This window comes from Paenibacillus methanolicus (assembly GCF_008124765.1).
In the GTDB taxonomy this organism is placed as follows: domain Bacteria; phylum Bacillota; class Bacilli; order Paenibacillales; family Paenibacillaceae; genus Paenibacillus_Z; species Paenibacillus_Z methanolicus.
The window spans coordinates 16,116-33,780 of the sequence record NZ_VNHS01000002.1 but is presented as its reverse complement, the minus strand read 5'-3'; the positions used below and the strand labels follow the sequence as shown (position 1 = coordinate 33,780).

Genomic DNA, 17,665 nt, shown 5'->3' with positions numbered 1-17,665 from the left:
AGGGAAGTTCTCGGGTTAAACAGGAGTAACTCTTATGGTCACATTGTCATAGGCGTCAATGCCCGTAACAGAGAAGGTTCTTAAAGTGTTTGTTGTAACCTCGCCTGTCCATAAATCCTTAAGGCAATAGCTCGCAGCATTTTTGAATTTTTCAGCATCCATTATTTTCTGCCCCAGATAATCGATAATGCGGCTTACATCAACGGAATGCTCCTTCGTATCTTTTGAGTCGCCAAGATTTATAAAGGATATGGCAATATCTCCGTTCGCAAGAGGCTTTACGAGAATATCAACACGGTTGGTATTCGCGATATAGGCCGTATCGGGGTTGGCATTATCGATCGAGCAGTAAATTCGTTTGGCCTGGATACCGAGGGGATCCTGATTCAAAGCGATTACATCTTGGTTCGCAATAATCATCCATAGCTCGTCACCCTTTGCAACCCGTCTTAAATCCATTCCAAGCATAATCGGAGCATTCATCATGCACCACATCGTCATATGAGTTTTACTCATGGTCGTTGTGATACCGTTCATGCCGATGACAAGCATATCGGGATCGTTCCACCCCTTGTCAACTCCGGCGAACTCGTCCATTATAACTGCCTTGCTATATTGCGAGGTTATGCTTGCGGTATGGTTTGAACTCCATTCGGCGGAGCCCGGATCGCCATCAGAGCCGACACGGAAGGTGATATCATTAAGGATGCGCCAGGAGTCTCCAACCTTATATCCCCAGTTTTGCGGCTGTGTTTTACCCCATTCACAGATTGAGAGAACAATATCATGGGCAGGGTCAGCCTTGTTCAAGCCTTCGAGCAAAGCCGCATAGGAATTAAGGGTATTTTCCTGCCTTCTGTGGTTCATAAGACGTATGATATTTTCGCCCTCAATCAAGGTTACCGTTATTTCTTCCGAATCCGCAAAGTCAGCTGTACTTAGGGTAAGAGGGAGCATGTTATCAAAATATCGAGTTTCATTCTCTGCGGTACCTACCGCAAGCTGCAGCCAGCGTCCCGTGCCATTCTCCTCGCCGCTTGCGAAATTTACGGTTATGGCGTAACTTCCGCTTGCGGGTGCGTTCACGGTAAACTCTAGCTCGCCCCAGCGGTCTCCAACAGGCGTTATCCCCACGTTTGTTCCGTCGAATGTACCGATATTCGTCACATAGTCGCCACGGTTTTTGGATGCGCCCTGGCCTCGAAGCACACCGTCCTTAACCGCATTTAAAGTAACATTCAGTTCTTCGCCGATAACCGTTATGCTTCTGATATTCGGGGCATAGGAATATTTTGCATTTGCTGAGTCTGAGAACGTTGCATTGTCCCAGAGGTAGTAGCAGTTATCGACCTTTATGAAGTCAACCCCCCAGTCTATATAAGACCTCGTGTCGACATCCTCGAAGCCGCAAGTACCTACCGCAGAGCCTGCGCAAAGATGGGTGCCTATATCATTGTACATGCCGAATTTAAGTCCCTTGCCGTGGATGTAATCGGATAATGCCTTGAAGCCGCTTGGAAATTTAATCGTTTCGTTGGAAAGCAATCCGTTGACGCGTTCGGACTTATAGCAGCCGTCATCGAGCACGACATACTTGTATCCCAGATCCGCAAGTCCCAAATCAACCATGGCGTCTGCCATTGCCTTTGTGAGTATCTCGTTGTTCTTGCTGCCAAATGCATTCCAACTGTTCCAGCCCATGGCAGGGAGGCATCCCTGCTTTTTATTCAGAAGCACCTTGCCGTTCGTGAACGCCGGAAACCTATAGTCAGGATCCGTGATCTCGTCAGGCGCAGTCCTTGATGTAGTTCTAGCCGGTACGGAGGTAGATTTTGAATTCATATTCATAAACTTGTCCATAAGAAATCCTCCTTAAAATAGCGTTTTCATTGTTATGATAGGACAAATAAACCAGTTGATAAATGTGTTTTTATCGAGTGATTATGGGGAAATGTGATATATTCGTTACGGGAGCTGAATTCAATGAAACTCTATTATGCAAAAAGCCCATTAATCTCATCTGATATTTATCCCATGCAATATGGTGAACAACAGTGTGAAAACGGATATTCTTTTGGACCTGCAGTGCGCAACTTCTATGTCATCCATTACATTTACAGCGGGCAAGGCGAATTGCATATACATAACAAAACTTATAACGTACACGCTGGACAGTTTTTTCTGATCTATCCGAGACAAACGGCATATTATAAGGCGGATGACAATGAGCCATGGCTCTATCGCTGGATTGAGTTTGACGGCAGCTTTTCGGAAAAGCTCATGGCTGTGACAGGCTTCTCGCACGAAAACCACGTTATAAATGATGATAATGGTGTTGGAAACGCACTTAAACAAATCATAGATTTAGGCTGGTCGGACTTCGAAACCATCATGAGCCATTTTTGGTCACTGATCACGGCACTTACGAAGGGCAAATTATTAAAGAAAGATGAGAATACAGCAGAAACTTATGTCTCGAATGCCAAAAACTATATAAGAAGCAATGTTCACAAAAGGATATCCGTTTCAGAAATTGCACATTTTTTAAACATAGACCGCAGTCATCTGGCTCGTATCTTCAAAAGCATATGCGGCATAAGCACGCAGCAGTTTATCATTTCTCTTAAAATGGAGATGGCTTCGCAAACACTCAAAAAAAGCAGTATGACCATTAAAGAAGTTGCCAATAGCGTCGGATATGTCAATCAGATGGAATTTTCGAAGCTGTTTAAAAAACATTTTCATATGGCTCCCACACGATGGAGAGAACAAGAATTCTTTCAACAGTCCATAAATAACTATGAATGAATTAAAGTTATTTCGGCGGCCTTGATCCGGTCATCTATCGGACTCAGGCCGTTTAGATTTGCTTGCAATCGATCGTTGTTGGCAACAGGAGTGAGTCCTAAAGGCTAAATCATGCTATTTCCATGACCTAAAAATCAAGGTTCACAATGAAACCGTGTTCTATAATTTGATGTGAAAGTAATGGAATATAAGAGCAATCGTCGAATTATTTGAGTTTGGAGGGGAGACCATTGCTGCGACTATTTAGAACGAATGAAATACGCGACGTGCAAGAGTTGGAAGGCGATTGGGATTTCCAACCGACTAACGGAAAGGACGGGTTGCCGTCCGGCTACGAATACCGAATGCCCGTACCCGGGTGTTGGGAGATGCATCCGCAGTTTTCAACCTAGCGGGGAAAAGCCGTGTACCGGCGAACGGTAGACATAACGCGGAAAGGCGCAATTCGGCTTGTTTTCAAAGGCGCGAGCCATACAGCCGATGTTTTTTTTGACGGTATACCGGCAGGGCACCATTACAATGCGTATACGCCGTTTGCTCTCGTTATTCCGGATGTCGAACCGGGAACGCATGAAGTTGCCGTGATCGTGGACAATTCGTTCGGCGAATCGTCCGCGCTTCATGTTCCGAACGATTATTATACCTATGGGGGCTTAATCCGACCTGCGGCCATTGAGCTGCTGCAAGAGTTGTTCATTGAACGAATCGCGTTTACGCCGATACGTACGGCTGAAGGCTGGCAGGGGACGATTCGGCTCTATATACGGAATATCGGGCGACGGGCTCGTCGCGCTCGGCTGCAGCTCAGTCTGGCGGACCGGGACATTGCCGCAGGCGAGGCGAGCGTGATGCCGGGTGAAACCGTCGAGCTATCGATTACGGAGCCGTTTCCTGGCATTACTCCTTGGTCGGCAAGTGATCCAACGCTTTATCTGCTGAAAGCGAATTTGTATATGGAGGGGCAGGAAGCTCCCGTGGACGATTTGATCGAGCGGGTCGGCTTTCGAACGGTGTCAACGGAGAACGGGCGCATCCAGGTAAACGGCGAGGACATTGTGCTGAAGGGCTTCAATCGGCACGAGGATCATGCGCTGGCAGGAGCCGCCATTCCTTACCCGCTTATGGTGCACGACATCGAATTGATGCTGGACATGGGCGCCAATTCCGTCCGGACCAGCCACTATCCGAACGACGAAAGGTTCCTTGATTTGTGCGATGAGCGGGGCTTGTTCGTATGGGAAGAAAATCATGCGCGCGGTCTTAGTCTGGAGCAAATGAAGCATCCGTTGTTCGCCAAACAATGCGAGGATTGCAACCGGGAGATGGTGGAGACTCATTACAACCATCCGAGCATCATCATCTGGGCGATACTGAACGAATGCGCAAGCGATACGCCGGAAGGCCGGGCGATCTATCGGTCGCAGCTCGAGCAAATCCGGGCGATGGATTCGTCAAGACCGCTAAGCTTTGCTTCGCATCACCGCGAACGCGAGCTTTGCTTCGACCTTGCGGATATTGTCTCGTTCAACTTGTATCCGCTCTGGTACGGAGATGAAGATCCGCTCGAGCTTGTCAAAGAGGCGAGGCGGTGGGCGGACGAAGCCGGCGGTCTGGGGAAGCCAATGATCATGAGCGAATTTGGGGCCGACGGCTATTATGGCTATCGCGATCCGAGCCGGGTGAAAGGAACGGAGGAGCGCCATGCCGAAATCATCGAGCGCAATCTGGAAGCTTATACGTCCGTCCCATTCTTGTCCGGCATGCTGATCTGGCAATTTAGCGATTGCAAGGTAACGGAAGGGACGGGATGGCTGCTGACCCGCGCCGGAACGCAGAACAGCAAGGGAATCGTCGACCGGTACCGCAGACCAAAGTTGGCATACGCTGTTGTAAAGAAGTATTTTGTAGGACAACTGCGCTCTGAACAGGAGTAATTTCTCATCTCGTAGCTTAATATTTGCCTAACCATAATCGGAATGCATCCTCTTATAGTAAACTACGAAGCCGGCTGCGCGGGTAACGTCAGCCGGCTGCGCTATTTGGCTTGGGATTAAGCATGTAGTTCGATCGCTAAGCAGTTCACGTATGGCGTAGGACGTCTGTCCGGCAGCGATACGATCAGAGCGCCGTACGACTGTTCGAACGGAACTTCACCAACGCCAAGCAGCCGGACCGACTTCACTTGGTCTGCTGGCGTCAACGTACGAATCACGGCGCGATGATCCTCCGGCCACCGCATCTGGAAGGCGTACAGCGTATTCCCTTTTTGCGTGAAACGGAAGTCGCCAGCGTGCCAATCCACCCGATCCTCCGTAAAATGGTCGATGACGACGCGGGAGAGGCCTTCACCCGATACGCGGAACGGCCGAGTGCCGTATACGCCTTCCTCGCAAACCCGAATCCATTTGGCCATCTCTTGCAAGATATACGTGCATTCGTCATCAATCGTACCGTCCGGTTTCTGCGGAATATTGAGGAGCAGGTTACCGTTCTTGGCAATAATGTCGACCAGAATCTCGATGACGTGCCCCGGTTTCTTGTATTCGGATTTCACATGGTAGAACCAATCCCCGACACAAGTATCGGTCTGCCACGGGTCAGGCTTGATGTCATGCTCTTGACTGCGTTCAATGTCCAGGATCCCGATGCGGTACACGTCCTGCCTGCGGTCTTTCTGGTTATATAGCGCGCGGCTCGCCCCTCCATTTGCAGCTGCGTTGGTATTGTACAGGTGCGCGACCGCTTGCAGTCCGGCTGTGAAGAGGGGGTCATCCAAGGAGGCGTTCGTTCTATCCCATGCGCTTGCGAACGGCAGCCCGCCGTCGGAGTACAGCAGATCCGGCTGGTACAGATCGATGATTTCCTTCATCACGTCGAGCCAGCGCTGATGCCACCAAGGGTTATCCGTATACCAAGGCCTTGGCTCGGACGACAGATTGTCCGGATCGTAATGCTCGCGGTTCGGCAAATATAAATCCTCGTACTCCGGGTCATTGCCGTCATAAGGGACGCCAGCATAAGGACCTTCCTTGTCCAGTCCTTTATTGAATTTAAACCAGCTGAACGTCGCTCCCAGATGCTCGCTCAGACCGAAAGGAAGTCCCCGGCGGGAAGCGGCCGCTTTCCATAGCGCTACGATATCTTTTTTCGGTCCCATGTTGACTGAATTGAAACGGTGGAGTTTCGAGTCGTAGTTGAAGAAGTTGTCGTGATGCATCGCCTGCGCGACGAAATACTTGGCGCCGGCAGCTACGTATAGGTCCATCAGTGAGTCCGGATCGAAATGTTCCGCTTTCCACAGCTGAACGATATCTTTGGGCACCTCGGTTAAGATCAACGGAGTATCGGCAAAATTCAAGTATGATATCACAGACAAGGTTAACTTGACAGGCAATAATTTGCTTGAGGTATCGGTTGCCAAATATTCTTCGAACGCCAGCGTCAATGCTGCGGAACGGGAAGCTGATTATTGGCAGTTCGGCGGTATCTACAGATCTGTTTATTTGGAAGCGAGGCCTCAACAGTACATTGACAGAATCGCTGTGGATGGGAAAGCCAACGGCAGCTTTAAGGTCGATGTTCATACGCAAGGCATCACGTCCGCCAATACGATCAAGGCTCAAATCAAGACGTTGGACGGCGTTGCGGTAGGTTCGCCGATGACGGCATCCATCAGTGCGGGAGCAACCAAAACAACGTTGAATACGACAATTTTGAACCCCAATTTGTGGACGGCTGAGACACCCAACCTGTACAGAGTGGAAGTCACACTGGAAAATTCGGGTACGGTCGTGCATAAGACTGCCGAACGGTTTGGCTTCAGAACGATTGAAGTAAGGTCGAACGATGGGATTTACATTAACGACAAAAAGATTATTTTCAAGGGTGCTAACCGTCATGCTTTCCATCCGGATTCCGGCCGAACGATCAGTCCTGCAATCGATCGCGCGGATATTGAATTAATGAAAGAGATGAATATGAATACCGTTCGTATGTCGCATTATCCGCCGGATCAAAGCTTCCTTCACTGGAGATCGACAATAACCGAAGCGAACGGTCGATTAAGCCGTTTGTGATCGGGCGGAAGAACTGGTTGTTTGCCAACACGCCTCGCGGACCGAAGGCGAGCGCGACGATTTACAGCGTGATCGAAACCGCGAAAGAAAATGGCCTGAATCCGTTTCAATACTTGAAGTATCTATTCGAACAGCTCCCGCAGCGGGACGATCCGTAGGATCCGCAGGCGTTGGATGCTCTAATGCCATGGTCATCGAAGATCCCGCTGACCTGCCGGGTGTTTAAAGGCTAAGTTAAGCGTAAAATAGCCCACATCTTGGATTTTGACTAGATGTGGGCTATTTTACGCTTACCCAGAAGCTGCTATCCCCTCTTCAAGCCCACTCCGGGCCTGTCCTGTTCTTCGTGCGGTTATAACATTGCTTCACCAGATAATAAAACCACACGGTAAAGGATTGGGAGGCGAAATAAAACACGAAGGAATACCCGAATTGCCACCCTTTCCGGTAATTATACAGATGGAAATAAGTAACGGAAACCCATTCGTAGGCAAGTCCCACAATAGACCAAGCGAGTACGTACAAACTGATTCGAATCCCCTTCGGTTTCCACCAATCAAATAGATAAAGAAACACATAGGCAAACGGACTGTACAGAAAGAAATTCAATAAATCAAACCATTCATAATACGAGAGATCGTTGACATCGTACATGTCCACTGGCGGGAGACCGAAGTGAAAGTCAACAAACAGGGCGGTTCCGCTTCCAATGACCAGAAACACGATTGAGACGATTGTCGGAAAGCGACGGGGCAGAATCCATATAATCGCCATCATAGCCAACAAGGAAAGCGTCGAAAACCACTCGTTGCCGTCAAAGTGCACGGGTAACCTCATATCCTCACTTCCTTTCGGGCGATGGACCGGATTTTTGTAAAAGCCAACCACAACACCAGTAGATTCAAGCTCCAATTGGCAAAGGAATACCATACCCTCCAATTTCGGCTGTGGCTGAGGATGCCAAGCGCATCGTCCAAGTATTCGAGTCCGACAAAAAGCGCAGCGAACATCGCCCCGTTCAGAAGCTTCTTCCACTTCCGGTCCAGCGATGAGTGAAGCTCCAGGAACAGCATCATGCCGATCGGAACTATTATGCTGCGATTCGTATCGTAAACCAGATAGTCTATCCAATCAAGCGACAGTTCGACTAGCTTATAGTTTAATCCGATCAACCAATGGAAGTTGTTTTGAAGCAATACGGTAAGGACCCATACGATGATGCCTTCGAAGAGATGCAGCCGGCGTTTCGTTACGGATAAAGTAAGAATGAGCAGCACCGATATACTGCAGAAGACCAGGAGAGCCAACGGATTCCCACCTTTTGCGTACAGATTGGTACTATTATTTCCCGCCCCCGGAAAGGTTATCCGATCCCCACAACCGCTTATAACCGGATTTTGACCGTCATGACCACAAAGGTAGGTGGGGACCGAGCAAACAAACGCGCTCGGAACTGCAGGCATGTCCGGGAGAAACAACGCTGAGTCGCCTAGTAAAGAAGTTGTGTTAATTAAATTAAAACTTGCCGTTACAGACAGCGCGGTGAACCGTACCATACTCGTGAAGGAAGACTAGGGGTGACGGGGCTTGCTACTGCAAACCTTCGCGGCAAAAAATGTACGATTCATCCTCCACTTTGCTTAGCTTGAAATTTCCAGAAAGGAGGCTTTGTGGCTTGTTAATCTATAAAGCGTACAAATATCGCATATACCCTGACGATGAACAAAATAACGCGATTGGCACTGATGTTTGGCTGCTATCACTCAAGCGACTTCTTAGCGTTTACGCAGACGAATATCTGTCACAGTGCTTTCATACTGTAATCATGAGAAAAGGATGGTTTTTGAAATAATTTACACAGGTAACAAGGGGGGGGAGCAAGATGTCTGAGCAAGCTTGGTTCGAGCATCAATTCTGGCTCCAGATCCTTGGTGATCATGCCAGATTTATTCTAGGGGCCTTATCATCCAATGAAAAAAGGGATATCGAACAAGCAGAGTCCTTCAAGATACTGTTCGACGATCTACTTGCCCAAGCTCGTGAAAACGGAACAGGTCATTCACTCGAAGCCATTAGTGTTGAAGCTTACGAAGCCGTAACGGATCTTCGAAAGTTCAAGCTCGATCTCCTTGACCACAGACTCCTCAATCAAGTTCAGCTGGCAATGTCTCCGACCTTTCTAAACCATATGGTAAACGAACTGGATGAGTATGCAAAGATTTTGCAAGAACTGCTAAAAGGAAACAATGTCCCGATCTATCATCCTCTCCACCATGATTTACTTTGGTTGCCGGATGCAGCGGGTCATGCCGCTGTGATCGCCATCGATCTCGATCCCGTCGAGAAGAGACTGATGCAAAAAAGCATGGAATTCGAAAAGCATTTCGAGCAGTTCTATCTGAAGGCGATTGAATTGACCGGTTATTTGCGAACGATGAAGAAAAGTTACCCTTCGATCTCAAAGTTCCATCGAGATATTGAAATGGAAATGAATATATTTCAAGCATTCCTGCAAGAAGTCGAACAACTCGACCTGAGCGCCGAACTTCTTAGCCGTATCAATCCGCTTATACCGGACCATATGTTTCGGGAGGAATGCTATTATTTAATTAAGCTCGCCCAAAGCGGAGCATTCCCCCCACCAAGCTGTAATCCGGCCAAGCCAAGAATCGAAAATTGATACTCCCTGGGTAATTGAGGGATACAATGGACAAGATCCGAATGCCCTGACTGACTTTCATGTTCTAGCCAAGAATGACAGCTATTAAAGTGATGGCACTTGCAGCGTAGCATCTCGTTCTAAAAAAAATAAGTATTTATAAGCAATTTGTCTTTGGATTTTCCAAAGTCAAATTGCTTTTTTATTGCACGATTGACTTGGATCTTAAGGAATACTGCATGTGCATAAATATACAATGGATGTATACTGCATTAACGAGCCCTTAAATTTTTTTTTCTAATTAATTCGGGAATAATGGCGATGTTAAAGTCGCCAGATGAATTGTCGTCTAATGAATTGTGGAACAACAACATCGAAGCTATGCGAGTAAAATTAATGAGACTGGATTTTCAGAAATGATGAGAAATGTATAAATATTCACCAATATGCAGTTTGGGTAAACGTTTATTGGGAAACAGCCGAATCACGTCAAATTGTTCCAGCCGCCTCAACTCACCATTTGCGATACCAATTTCATCCACGTTTTCACTTGCGACCTATTTCGTATTCCAAGCTCCTCCATGACTTCCTTCACCGAAATTCCTGCCAGTCTCATTTCAATGGCCTACATCTTGATTTCTACCGGGAAAAACACCTCCAGAGATATGACCATATCTTACGACATGGTCGAATTCTCTTGAAGGTGTTTTGATTTGTCTCACGTTTTGGGGTCAGTTCCTCACGAGACATGGCTTACTCTATTAAAACGGATGTAGGTAAGATTTCTTATTAAACGCATCGCGAACGGGTATTCTTGTCTTTCGAACTGCCAAGACAAACCCAAAAATCGTGCTATTTTCGAAGAAAAGTGATACGTTCAGGTGCTGAAAATAGGTTATATTATTTGTTGTTAGCGCTTTCTTTTTTGGAGGGGATGGAGATGAAGACGATTATGATCGTCGATGACGAGGCGCGCCAAGTGAAAGCCTTGTCGGCGATTATTCGGAGGCTGCGGCCGGATTACCGGACGTTGGAAGCGACGGATGTGAAGTCGGCCTGGGAGCTGCTGACGAGCGAACCGGTCAATGCCGTGCTCACGGATATTCGGATGCCGGACGAGGACGGTCTCACGCTGGCGGAAAGGATCGCCAATCAGAAACCCCATATCCGGACGGTATTAATCAGCGGATACGGGCAATTCGATTATGCGCAGAAAGCCATTGAGCACCGGGTTATCGAGTACTTGATCAAACCGATTGGACTTGCGGATATCGAGCGCGTGATCGCGAAGCTCGAGGCACTGTTCGCCCAAGATAACAAGCATCATGCGTTGAACAAAGAGCGATTCTGGCACGAGATTATAACAGATCCATTAACCGACCGAAAGCGGCAGCTTATCGAACACTACGCGCCATCGAGCGGTTCGGGACTTGCAATCGTCTTCGAACTGAGCGGACTGTCTGATGGAGATCGTATGGCGGCGCTCAAAGGAAACTGGACAGCCGAATCCGAAGCCCTGGGTCATTGCGAGACGTTTCAAGAGGTGGCCGGCTATCGCATGGCGTCCTTGGTGTGGCTGAATCCTATCCTCGCGGCGAAACCTTCGGACACCGTCACGAAGATCAGCCGGATCCTGGAGCGCGTAAGAGCGGATGGCTTTGAAGACGTGTCCGCGGGCGTTAGCCGCGTGAGTCCCGATTTCAGGCTGGTCGTGAAGGAAGCTTACGATGAGGCGCTGCTAGCCTTGCGGCACCGGTTTTATGCGTCGGAGGATGCGGTCTTCTGGAGATCGGACGTCCAGGCGTTCGCCGAGAGAGGAATAACGAGCGCAAAGGAAATCGCGGAGCCGCTCGCGGCGGCGATTAAAGCGAGCGAGCGCCCGCGGGCCTTGGACCTGGTCAATGCGTTCTTCGAGCCGAGAGAGGTATCCCCGTATCCCGATCCCGAACTGATCCGGGATGAGGTTGGACATATGGTGTGGCAACTGCTCCATAGCTTGCAAAGTCTGCTGCCTGCACATTCTCCGGATTGGGATCATGCGCTGCTGCGGAAGCAATTCCGCCATTATCGGGATTACCGGGAGCTGCGGCTGCGGTTCAAGGAGTTCGTCCTGCGATTGCTCGAGCTTGCGGAGAAGACTCAACTGGATAAGAACGGACTTCTGATTCTGCGCTGCCAGCATTATTTGCAGCAGCATTATATGGAAGATATTTCGTTGGAATCGGTCGCGGCGATGTTTCATTTCAACGCTTCGTACTTCAGCAATTTGTTCAAACAGCGGACGGGGCGGAATTTCTCGGAGTATCTCCTGGACCTGAGAATCAACAAAGCGAAGCTGATGCTCGAGCGGTCGGACGAGAAGATCGCGCTCATCTCGGAGCGGAGCGGGTTCCGGACGGCGACGTACTTCAACAAAATGTTTAAGCGCGAAACCGGCATCTCGCCTAAAACGTTCCGGCAGATGCACGGCGGCGGCGCGGCGAAATGAGGATCTGGCTGCGGACGCTCAAAGAAGGCCGGCTGCATACGAAGCTGCTGCTGACCTATATTATGCTTCTCGCCGGCACGATCCTTATCTTCGGCATCAGCGATTACCGACTGAATCGCAACACCGTGCTCGAGATGGCGCAGAAGGACGTCTTCACCATCGTTCGCAAGAACAACGAGATCATCGACGCGAAGTTTTCCCGCATTCGAGAGATGATCTACGGATTTATGGAAGACGCCGATTTCTATGAGACGTTCTCGACCCTGGATATCGACAACAAAACGAAGGTGCTTGCCGCCGATCTGCGGATAAAAGGCATTCTTGATAAATATTTCGCGCAATCGCAGGATATCTATTCCGTGCAAGTCGCGACTTCCTATTTTATCTTTGGCACGGCCTCCTCGGCCAATAGCGAGCACGCCAAAAATTTCATTCCGATCAATGGTTTCGAGGGCACCGATTTGGACCGAACGGCCAAGGACGGGAAAGGCAAGATCCAATGGGTGCCGACGTACAACTTCGCGGACATGTACCGAATTCCGTACTTGAAGAAGATGGACTTCGATTACAAACATTTATTCTCTGCCATCTCGATGATTCAAGGCTCCTACTATAAAGGGAAGTTCCGGGCCTACACCGATCTTAAAGACAAGCCGGCTCTGCTATTGAACTTCAAGGATTCCCTATTCACGACCGTCTTCGCCGGCAGCATTCCGGTCAGCGGCGCCTCTTACATGGTCGTCGATCCGAAGGGCCGGATCATTGCGCATTCCGATCGGTCATTGCTGACGACGAAAGCGGACTTGCCGATGCTCCCCGAGTTGATGGAGGAGAAAAGCGGCGTGCGGATGATGCGCATCCACGGTAAGGAGCAGGTCGTCGCGTTCGCCCGTTCGGACATTACGGGCTGGCTCAGCATTGCCGTGATCCCGCCCAGCGAACTGCTTGACCCTGTCACCAAGCAATATGTCCGCAACCTGCTCGTCTCCGTCGGGATTATCACCGTCGTCTTCATCGCGCTTTCTTACTTCCTGTCGAGGCTTATTACGAACCCGTTCCGCACGATGATTCGGGCCATCGTCAATACGGGAGAAGGACGGTTCGCAACGAATTTCAAGCAGAGCGGCAGCTACGAGTTCCGCATCCTGATGAAGAAATTCAACGACATGAACGAGAACATCGTCAAGCTGATTCAGGAGAACTACGAAACGCAAATACGCGAGAAGGAAGCACAGATCAAAGCGTTGAACCTCCAGTTGGATCCCCATTTTATGTACAACACGCTGAATATGGTCAGTCTGATGGCGCTCGAGAAAGAGGAGTACGAGATCAGCGATATCGTCGTGAGCTTGTCCAACATGATGAAATATATGGTCAAGCACGAGTCGACGTTGGTCCGCTTCCAGGATGATCTGACCTATCTGGAAGGCTACGTGACGATTATGAGCAAGCGGTTCGAAGACGCCTTTCAGGTCGAATACGTCATCGACGAGCAGCTGCGCAGCGACGAGGTGCCGAAGTTCTTTCTTCAGCCTCTCGTCGAGAATGCGTTCGTTCACGGCTTTAAGAAGCTGGGGGGCCGACAGGGGAAGCTGTGCATTTCGTGCCGTCGTACGGAGGAGGGACGGGTCTATCAGATTGAGGATAACGGCGAAGGGATGGACACGGCCAAGCTGGCTTCGCTGCTGGGAGGCAGTAGTCATGTCGGCCTCTCCAATGTCAACCGTCGCATTCATATTCTCTACGGAGAGCCTTACGGTCTTCACATCGCTTCCGTACCCGGCCAAGGCACGACCGTGACCGTCACGCTTCCGCCTGTCCATCATCAGGAGGTGCTGCCATGAGGCGCAGAGCATTCATAATCACCGTTATGGCGGTCATCGTCATCATGGCTTATCTGCTATGGAGGGCTTACCTGCACGAAGCCGACCCGGATCAGAAGCAGGAGTTTCCGGCGAAAGCGACGTTAAAATTTACCTATTGGGGCTCGATCGAGGAGAAACGAGCCGTCGAACGCACCCTGACGGAATTTACGGAAGCCTATCCTTGGATCGCGGTCGAGTCGGTTCATTTCCCGAACTCCGACTATAATACGAAGATGATGGCGATGTCCGCATCCAACGAGGATCCGGATTTGGCGTACATGACGACCGAGCTTGGCGAAATGTTCAGTCGGGAAAACAAGTTTTTGAATCTGTTTGATTTTTTGGCCGAGGATGAAGAACTGAAGAAGGACGACTTTCTCGATTATATTTGGTACAAGTCCGCCGAGGACTACGCATGGGGCGTTAGCACGGCCGCGGAATGCTTCGGACTCTATTATCGGAAGGATCTGCTCGAACAAGCGGGCGTCCAGCCGCCTTCACCCAGAGCCGAGCAGGCGTGGAACTGGGATCAACTCATCGATGCCGCCAAGAAGTTGACGCTCGATAACCAGGGGAGGAATGCCTATGACCCCGACTTCGACCCAAACCACATCGTCCGCTATGGGATCATGTTCGAAACGTGGTCGGACCCGTTGAACAATTTTATTTTCAGCAATGGAGGCGACTGGGTCAGTCCGGATCAGAAGCGCTTTGCGCTGCAATCCCTAGAAGCGGCCGAAGCGATCCAGCGGCTGGCTGACCTCATTAACGTCCATCATGTAGCGCCTTCGCCGTACGAGTCCAAATCGCTGCCTGCGATGAGCATGGCGCTGCAAGCCGGTCTCGCCGCGATGATCGTGGACGGGCAATGGATTAACCTGGATCTGGGCAAAGCTGAAGTCGATTTCGATATCGGCGTGCTGCCTAAGCTAAAGAAAAGCGTAACCGTCGGCCTGAGCGGCGCCACCGTCATTTTCCGCTCGTCCGATCATCCGAAGGAAGCTTGGCTGCTGTACAAGTGGCTGTCCGATCCGAGCAAATCGCTGTCCTTGTACTCGGACGGCCTATGGATGCCTGTCTTGAAGAAGTGGTATACGGATACGGCCCTCGTCGACAAATGGGTCCATGCCAATCCGGCGGCGCATCCGCCGGGATTCAAAGAGGCGATGATGACGCAGCTGCTGAATAACGGGATGCCGAGCGTAGGCTACTACCTGCAGAACCAGATGGAGATTTTCCCCGAGGTGACGCAGGGGCTGATTCCCGTCTGGCATGGGGAGATGAAAGCCGAGGCCGCTCTGCGGGAAATTGCCGATAAAGTAAGCGTTTTATATTCGCAAAAATAGTCGACAAAACCAAAAATACTGCAATTTCGGCCCTCCGCCGTTTCGGTATAGTAAGGGTGTGGTTATGAAAGCGCTGCCCAGCGCTAGCGCATAACCGACACCATACCGAGCGTGGAGGGTCTTTTATATGAAAAAATGGTCAGTCGCAATCGCGTCGCTCGCGATGCTGGCATTACCGCTCGCGGCTTGCGGCGGCAACAATGCCGACAACGGCAGCACGGCAAGCAATGTTCCCGGCAAGGAAGGGGAAAGCAAGGCGGAGCAGGTGACGTTGAAGTTCATGGGCTGGGAGGTCAGTCCGCTGGAGACGCAGAGCGTCAAGAACGGCTTGGAGCAGTTCATGAAGGAAAATCCGAACATTAAAGTGGAGTACACCACGATTCCCGGCGGGACGCAGTATGTGGCCAAGATGCAGGCGATGGTGCTGGGCGATGAGGCGCCGGACGTGTTCTTCCTGCAGAGCGATTACTATCACGACTTCGTCAAACGGAACAGCCTGCTCGACATTACGGATCGCGTCACGAAAGAAGGCATTGCCGCCGATCTGATCGATTCCGCCGTACAGCTCAGCACCGTGGACGGCAAATACTATGGCGTCGAATCCTGCATCGTCGCGCCGGTGCTCTATTACAACAAGGACCTCTTCGATAAAGCGGGCGTACCCTATCCGCCGAGCGATCCGTCGAAAGCCTGGTCGTGGGGCGAATTCGTCGAGACTGCCAAGAAGCTGACGATCAAGAACGGCGATAAAGTCGAGCAGTACGGCGCCTTCGGCATGGAGAACTACTACAACCTGATCGCCGAAGTGATGAGCAACGGCGGCAACTGGTTCTCGGACGACCTGAAATCCTCCGCGGCCAATACGCCCGAAGTGAAAGAAGTGCTTCAAGCGGTATCGGATCTTCGCAAGAAGGAAGGCGTAAGTCCGGAAGGCAAGCTGCTGACCAACAGCGGCATGAGCGCCGCGCAAATGCTGCAAACCGGCAAAATCGCCATGCTCGTGGATGGCTCATGGGCGCTTCAGGAATTATCGCAAATGAACTTCAAGGTGGGCGTCGGCGCGCTGCCGAAGTTCGATCAAGCCGTGACGCACGGCCAGGCGCATCTGCATGTGGCTTCGGCCAATACGAAGCATCCGGAGGAAGCATGGAAACTGGTCAAATACCTCTCCTCCGAGGAATATCAGCTGCAGAACGTGAAGGCGGGCCTGTGGCTGCCTAACCATAAGTCGCTCTATACCGAAGAAGGGATCGGAAAGTGGCTGACGGAAGGCGTGCATCCGGAAGGATTCAAGGAACTGATTCCGTATTTCACCTCTTCCCAAACATATCCGTACGCCCTGCTTAGCAGCCAGAAGATCCAAGAGGACACGACGGCGGAGCTCGATAAGTTCTTCCTGAGCGATCAACCGCTCGACCAGACCGTGCAAAACATCGAAGCCGTCGTCAATAAAAGCCTGGCTAGACCATAAAAACAACAAGCGGCGCATCGGGAGGGAACATGGGGCCCTCCCGGACGTTTGCTACGGGGTGAGATGATGAAATCAATAAAGCCGCTGCTCTACAAAGACGGTCTTTGGGCGTTCCTTATGCTGCTTCCCAATTTGATCGGTTTTCTGATGTTCCTGCTGCTTCCCGTGCTGGCCACCTTCGTGATCAGCTTCTCGAGCTGGAATCTGACCGATTCCTTTGACTTCAACGGAATCGACAATTACAAGGAATTATTCAAGGACCCCGTCTTTATCCAGGTAATGGGGAACACCTTATATTTTACCGCTGCCAGCGTGCCGATCGGCATCGCGGTCTCGCTTCTGTTGGCCGTGTTCCTGAACCAGAAGCTGAGATTTATCCGGTTCTACCGCGCCGCGTTCTTCATCCCCGTTATCTCGTCGATGGTCGCGGTATCCGTCATCTGGCAATGGATTTATAATCCGGAGTACGGATTGCTCAACTATGCGCTCTCGTGGTTCGGCATAGACGGCCCTGCCTGGCTGACAGACCCAAATTGGGCGATGCCGACCGTTATCATAACGAGTATCTGGAAAAGTCTAGGCTTCAACATGCTCATCTTCCTGGCAGGACTGCAATCGATCTCGGACAGCTATTACGAGGCAGCCGATATTGAAGGAGCGAATTGGTACGCGAAATTCCGGCATATTACGCTGCCGCTCCTGTCGCCGACGACTTTCTTCGTAACGGTCATGTCCATCATCAATTCGTTCCAGGTGTTCGACACCGTCTACCTCATGACGCAGGGCGGACCGGCCCGTTCGACGTCGGTGCTTGTCTACTATATCTTCCAGAATGCGTTCCAATATTTCCGGATGGGCTATGCGAGCGCGATGGCTTACGTCCTGTTCTTCATCGTGCTGATCATTACGTTCATCCAATTCTGGCGTCAGAAAAAATGGAGCATCTACTAAG

The 17,665-nt window shown here is 50.4% G+C and carries 14 protein-coding genes and 1 pseudogene; 11 read left to right on the top strand and 4 right to left on the bottom strand.

Translation table 11 applies throughout. The annotated features are described in order from the left end of the window. Positions 1–15: 15 nt before the first annotated feature. A complete protein-coding gene (locus tag BCM02_RS05050) occupies positions 16–1,860 on the bottom strand; it encodes an alpha-galactosidase (RefSeq protein WP_246183229.1) in 1,845 nt (614 codons plus the stop codon). Between the two features lie 123 nt (positions 1,861–1,983). Here BCM02_RS05050 and BCM02_RS05045 point away from each other — a divergent pair, with 123 nt between their 5' ends. Then, positions 1,984–2,808 carry an AraC family transcriptional regulator gene (locus BCM02_RS05045; RefSeq protein WP_148927991.1) on the top strand — a complete coding sequence of 275 codons (825 nt, stop codon included), beginning with the start codon at positions 1,984–1,986 and terminating at the stop codon, positions 2,806–2,808. Between the two features lie 404 nt (positions 2,809–3,212). After that, a complete protein-coding gene (locus BCM02_RS05040; protein WP_246183228.1) occupies positions 3,213–4,742 on the top strand; it encodes a glycoside hydrolase family 2 protein in 1,530 nt (509 codons plus the stop codon). A gap of 116 nt (positions 4,743–4,858) precedes the next feature. Here the strand turns inward: BCM02_RS05040 and BCM02_RS05035 are convergent, their stop codons facing one another. Continuing rightward, positions 4,859–6,145, bottom strand: coding sequence for an alpha-L-fucosidase (locus BCM02_RS05035; RefSeq protein ID WP_246183227.1), 1,287 nt, complete (start codon positions 6,143–6,145; stop codon positions 4,859–4,861). A 205-nt stretch (positions 6,146–6,350) separates the two neighbouring features. On the opposite strand from BCM02_RS05035, the gene BCM02_RS05030 reads away from it, so the two are divergent. Then, the gene (locus BCM02_RS05030) at positions 6,351–6,884 is read left to right on the top strand and encodes a glycoside hydrolase family 2 TIM barrel-domain containing protein (protein ID WP_246183268.1); all 534 of its coding nucleotides are present in this window, start codon (positions 6,351–6,353) and stop codon (positions 6,882–6,884) included. Next, a pseudogene (locus BCM02_RS05025) lies at positions 6,836–7,117 on the top strand (transposase domain-containing protein); the annotation flags it as partial. The gene BCM02_RS05030 and the pseudogene BCM02_RS05025, both read left to right, overlap by 49 nt. Before the next feature lie 82 nt (positions 7,118–7,199). Here BCM02_RS05025 and BCM02_RS05020 read toward each other — a convergent pair. Together BCM02_RS05020 and BCM02_RS05015 are read right to left on the bottom strand one after the other, a co-directional pair. After that, complete coding sequence (locus BCM02_RS05020) at positions 7,200–7,721, bottom strand: hypothetical protein (protein WP_148927990.1); 522 nt, start codon at positions 7,719–7,721, stop codon at positions 7,200–7,202. Then, positions 7,718–8,191: a hypothetical protein gene (locus BCM02_RS05015; protein ID WP_148927989.1), complete on the bottom strand. Its 474-nt coding sequence runs from the start codon at positions 8,189–8,191 to the stop codon at positions 7,718–7,720. The genes BCM02_RS05020 and BCM02_RS05015 overlap by 4 nt, the downstream gene beginning before the upstream one ends. Positions 8,192–8,499: 308 nt before the next feature. On the opposite strand from BCM02_RS05015, the gene BCM02_RS36545 reads away from it, so the two are divergent. From BCM02_RS36545 to BCM02_RS04980, 7 genes are all read left to right on the top strand, one after another. Then, positions 8,500–8,736, top strand: a complete 237-nt coding sequence (locus BCM02_RS36545; RefSeq protein ID WP_148927988.1) for a helix-turn-helix domain-containing protein — start codon at positions 8,500–8,502, stop codon at positions 8,734–8,736. Between the two features lie 30 nt (positions 8,737–8,766). After that, positions 8,767–9,564 (top strand): DUF2935 domain-containing protein, encoded by a 798-nt coding sequence (locus tag BCM02_RS05005; protein WP_148927987.1) that lies wholly within the window; start codon positions 8,767–8,769, stop codon positions 9,562–9,564. A 919-nt stretch (positions 9,565–10,483) separates the two neighbouring features. Next, positions 10,484–12,031 carry a response regulator gene (locus BCM02_RS05000; RefSeq protein WP_187434037.1) on the top strand — a complete coding sequence of 516 codons (1,548 nt, stop codon included), beginning with the start codon at positions 10,484–10,486 and terminating at the stop codon, positions 12,029–12,031. Next, positions 12,028–13,875 carry a sensor histidine kinase gene (locus tag BCM02_RS04995; protein ID WP_148927985.1) on the top strand — a complete coding sequence of 616 codons (1,848 nt, stop codon included), beginning with the start codon at positions 12,028–12,030 and terminating at the stop codon, positions 13,873–13,875. The genes BCM02_RS05000 and BCM02_RS04995 overlap by 4 nt, the downstream gene beginning before the upstream one ends. After that, positions 13,872–15,242 (top strand): ABC transporter substrate-binding protein, encoded by a 1,371-nt coding sequence (locus BCM02_RS04990; protein ID WP_148927984.1) that lies wholly within the window; start codon positions 13,872–13,874, stop codon positions 15,240–15,242. Before BCM02_RS04995 ends, BCM02_RS04990 begins: the two co-directional genes overlap by 4 nt. 127 nt (positions 15,243–15,369) lie before the next feature. After that, a complete protein-coding gene (locus BCM02_RS04985; protein ID WP_148927983.1) occupies positions 15,370–16,713 on the top strand; it encodes an ABC transporter substrate-binding protein in 1,344 nt (447 codons plus the stop codon). Between the two features lie 63 nt (positions 16,714–16,776). Beyond that, positions 16,777–17,664 (top strand): carbohydrate ABC transporter permease, encoded by an 888-nt coding sequence (locus BCM02_RS04980; protein ID WP_222870992.1) that lies wholly within the window; start codon positions 16,777–16,779, stop codon positions 17,662–17,664. Position 17,665 lies beyond the last annotated feature (1 nt).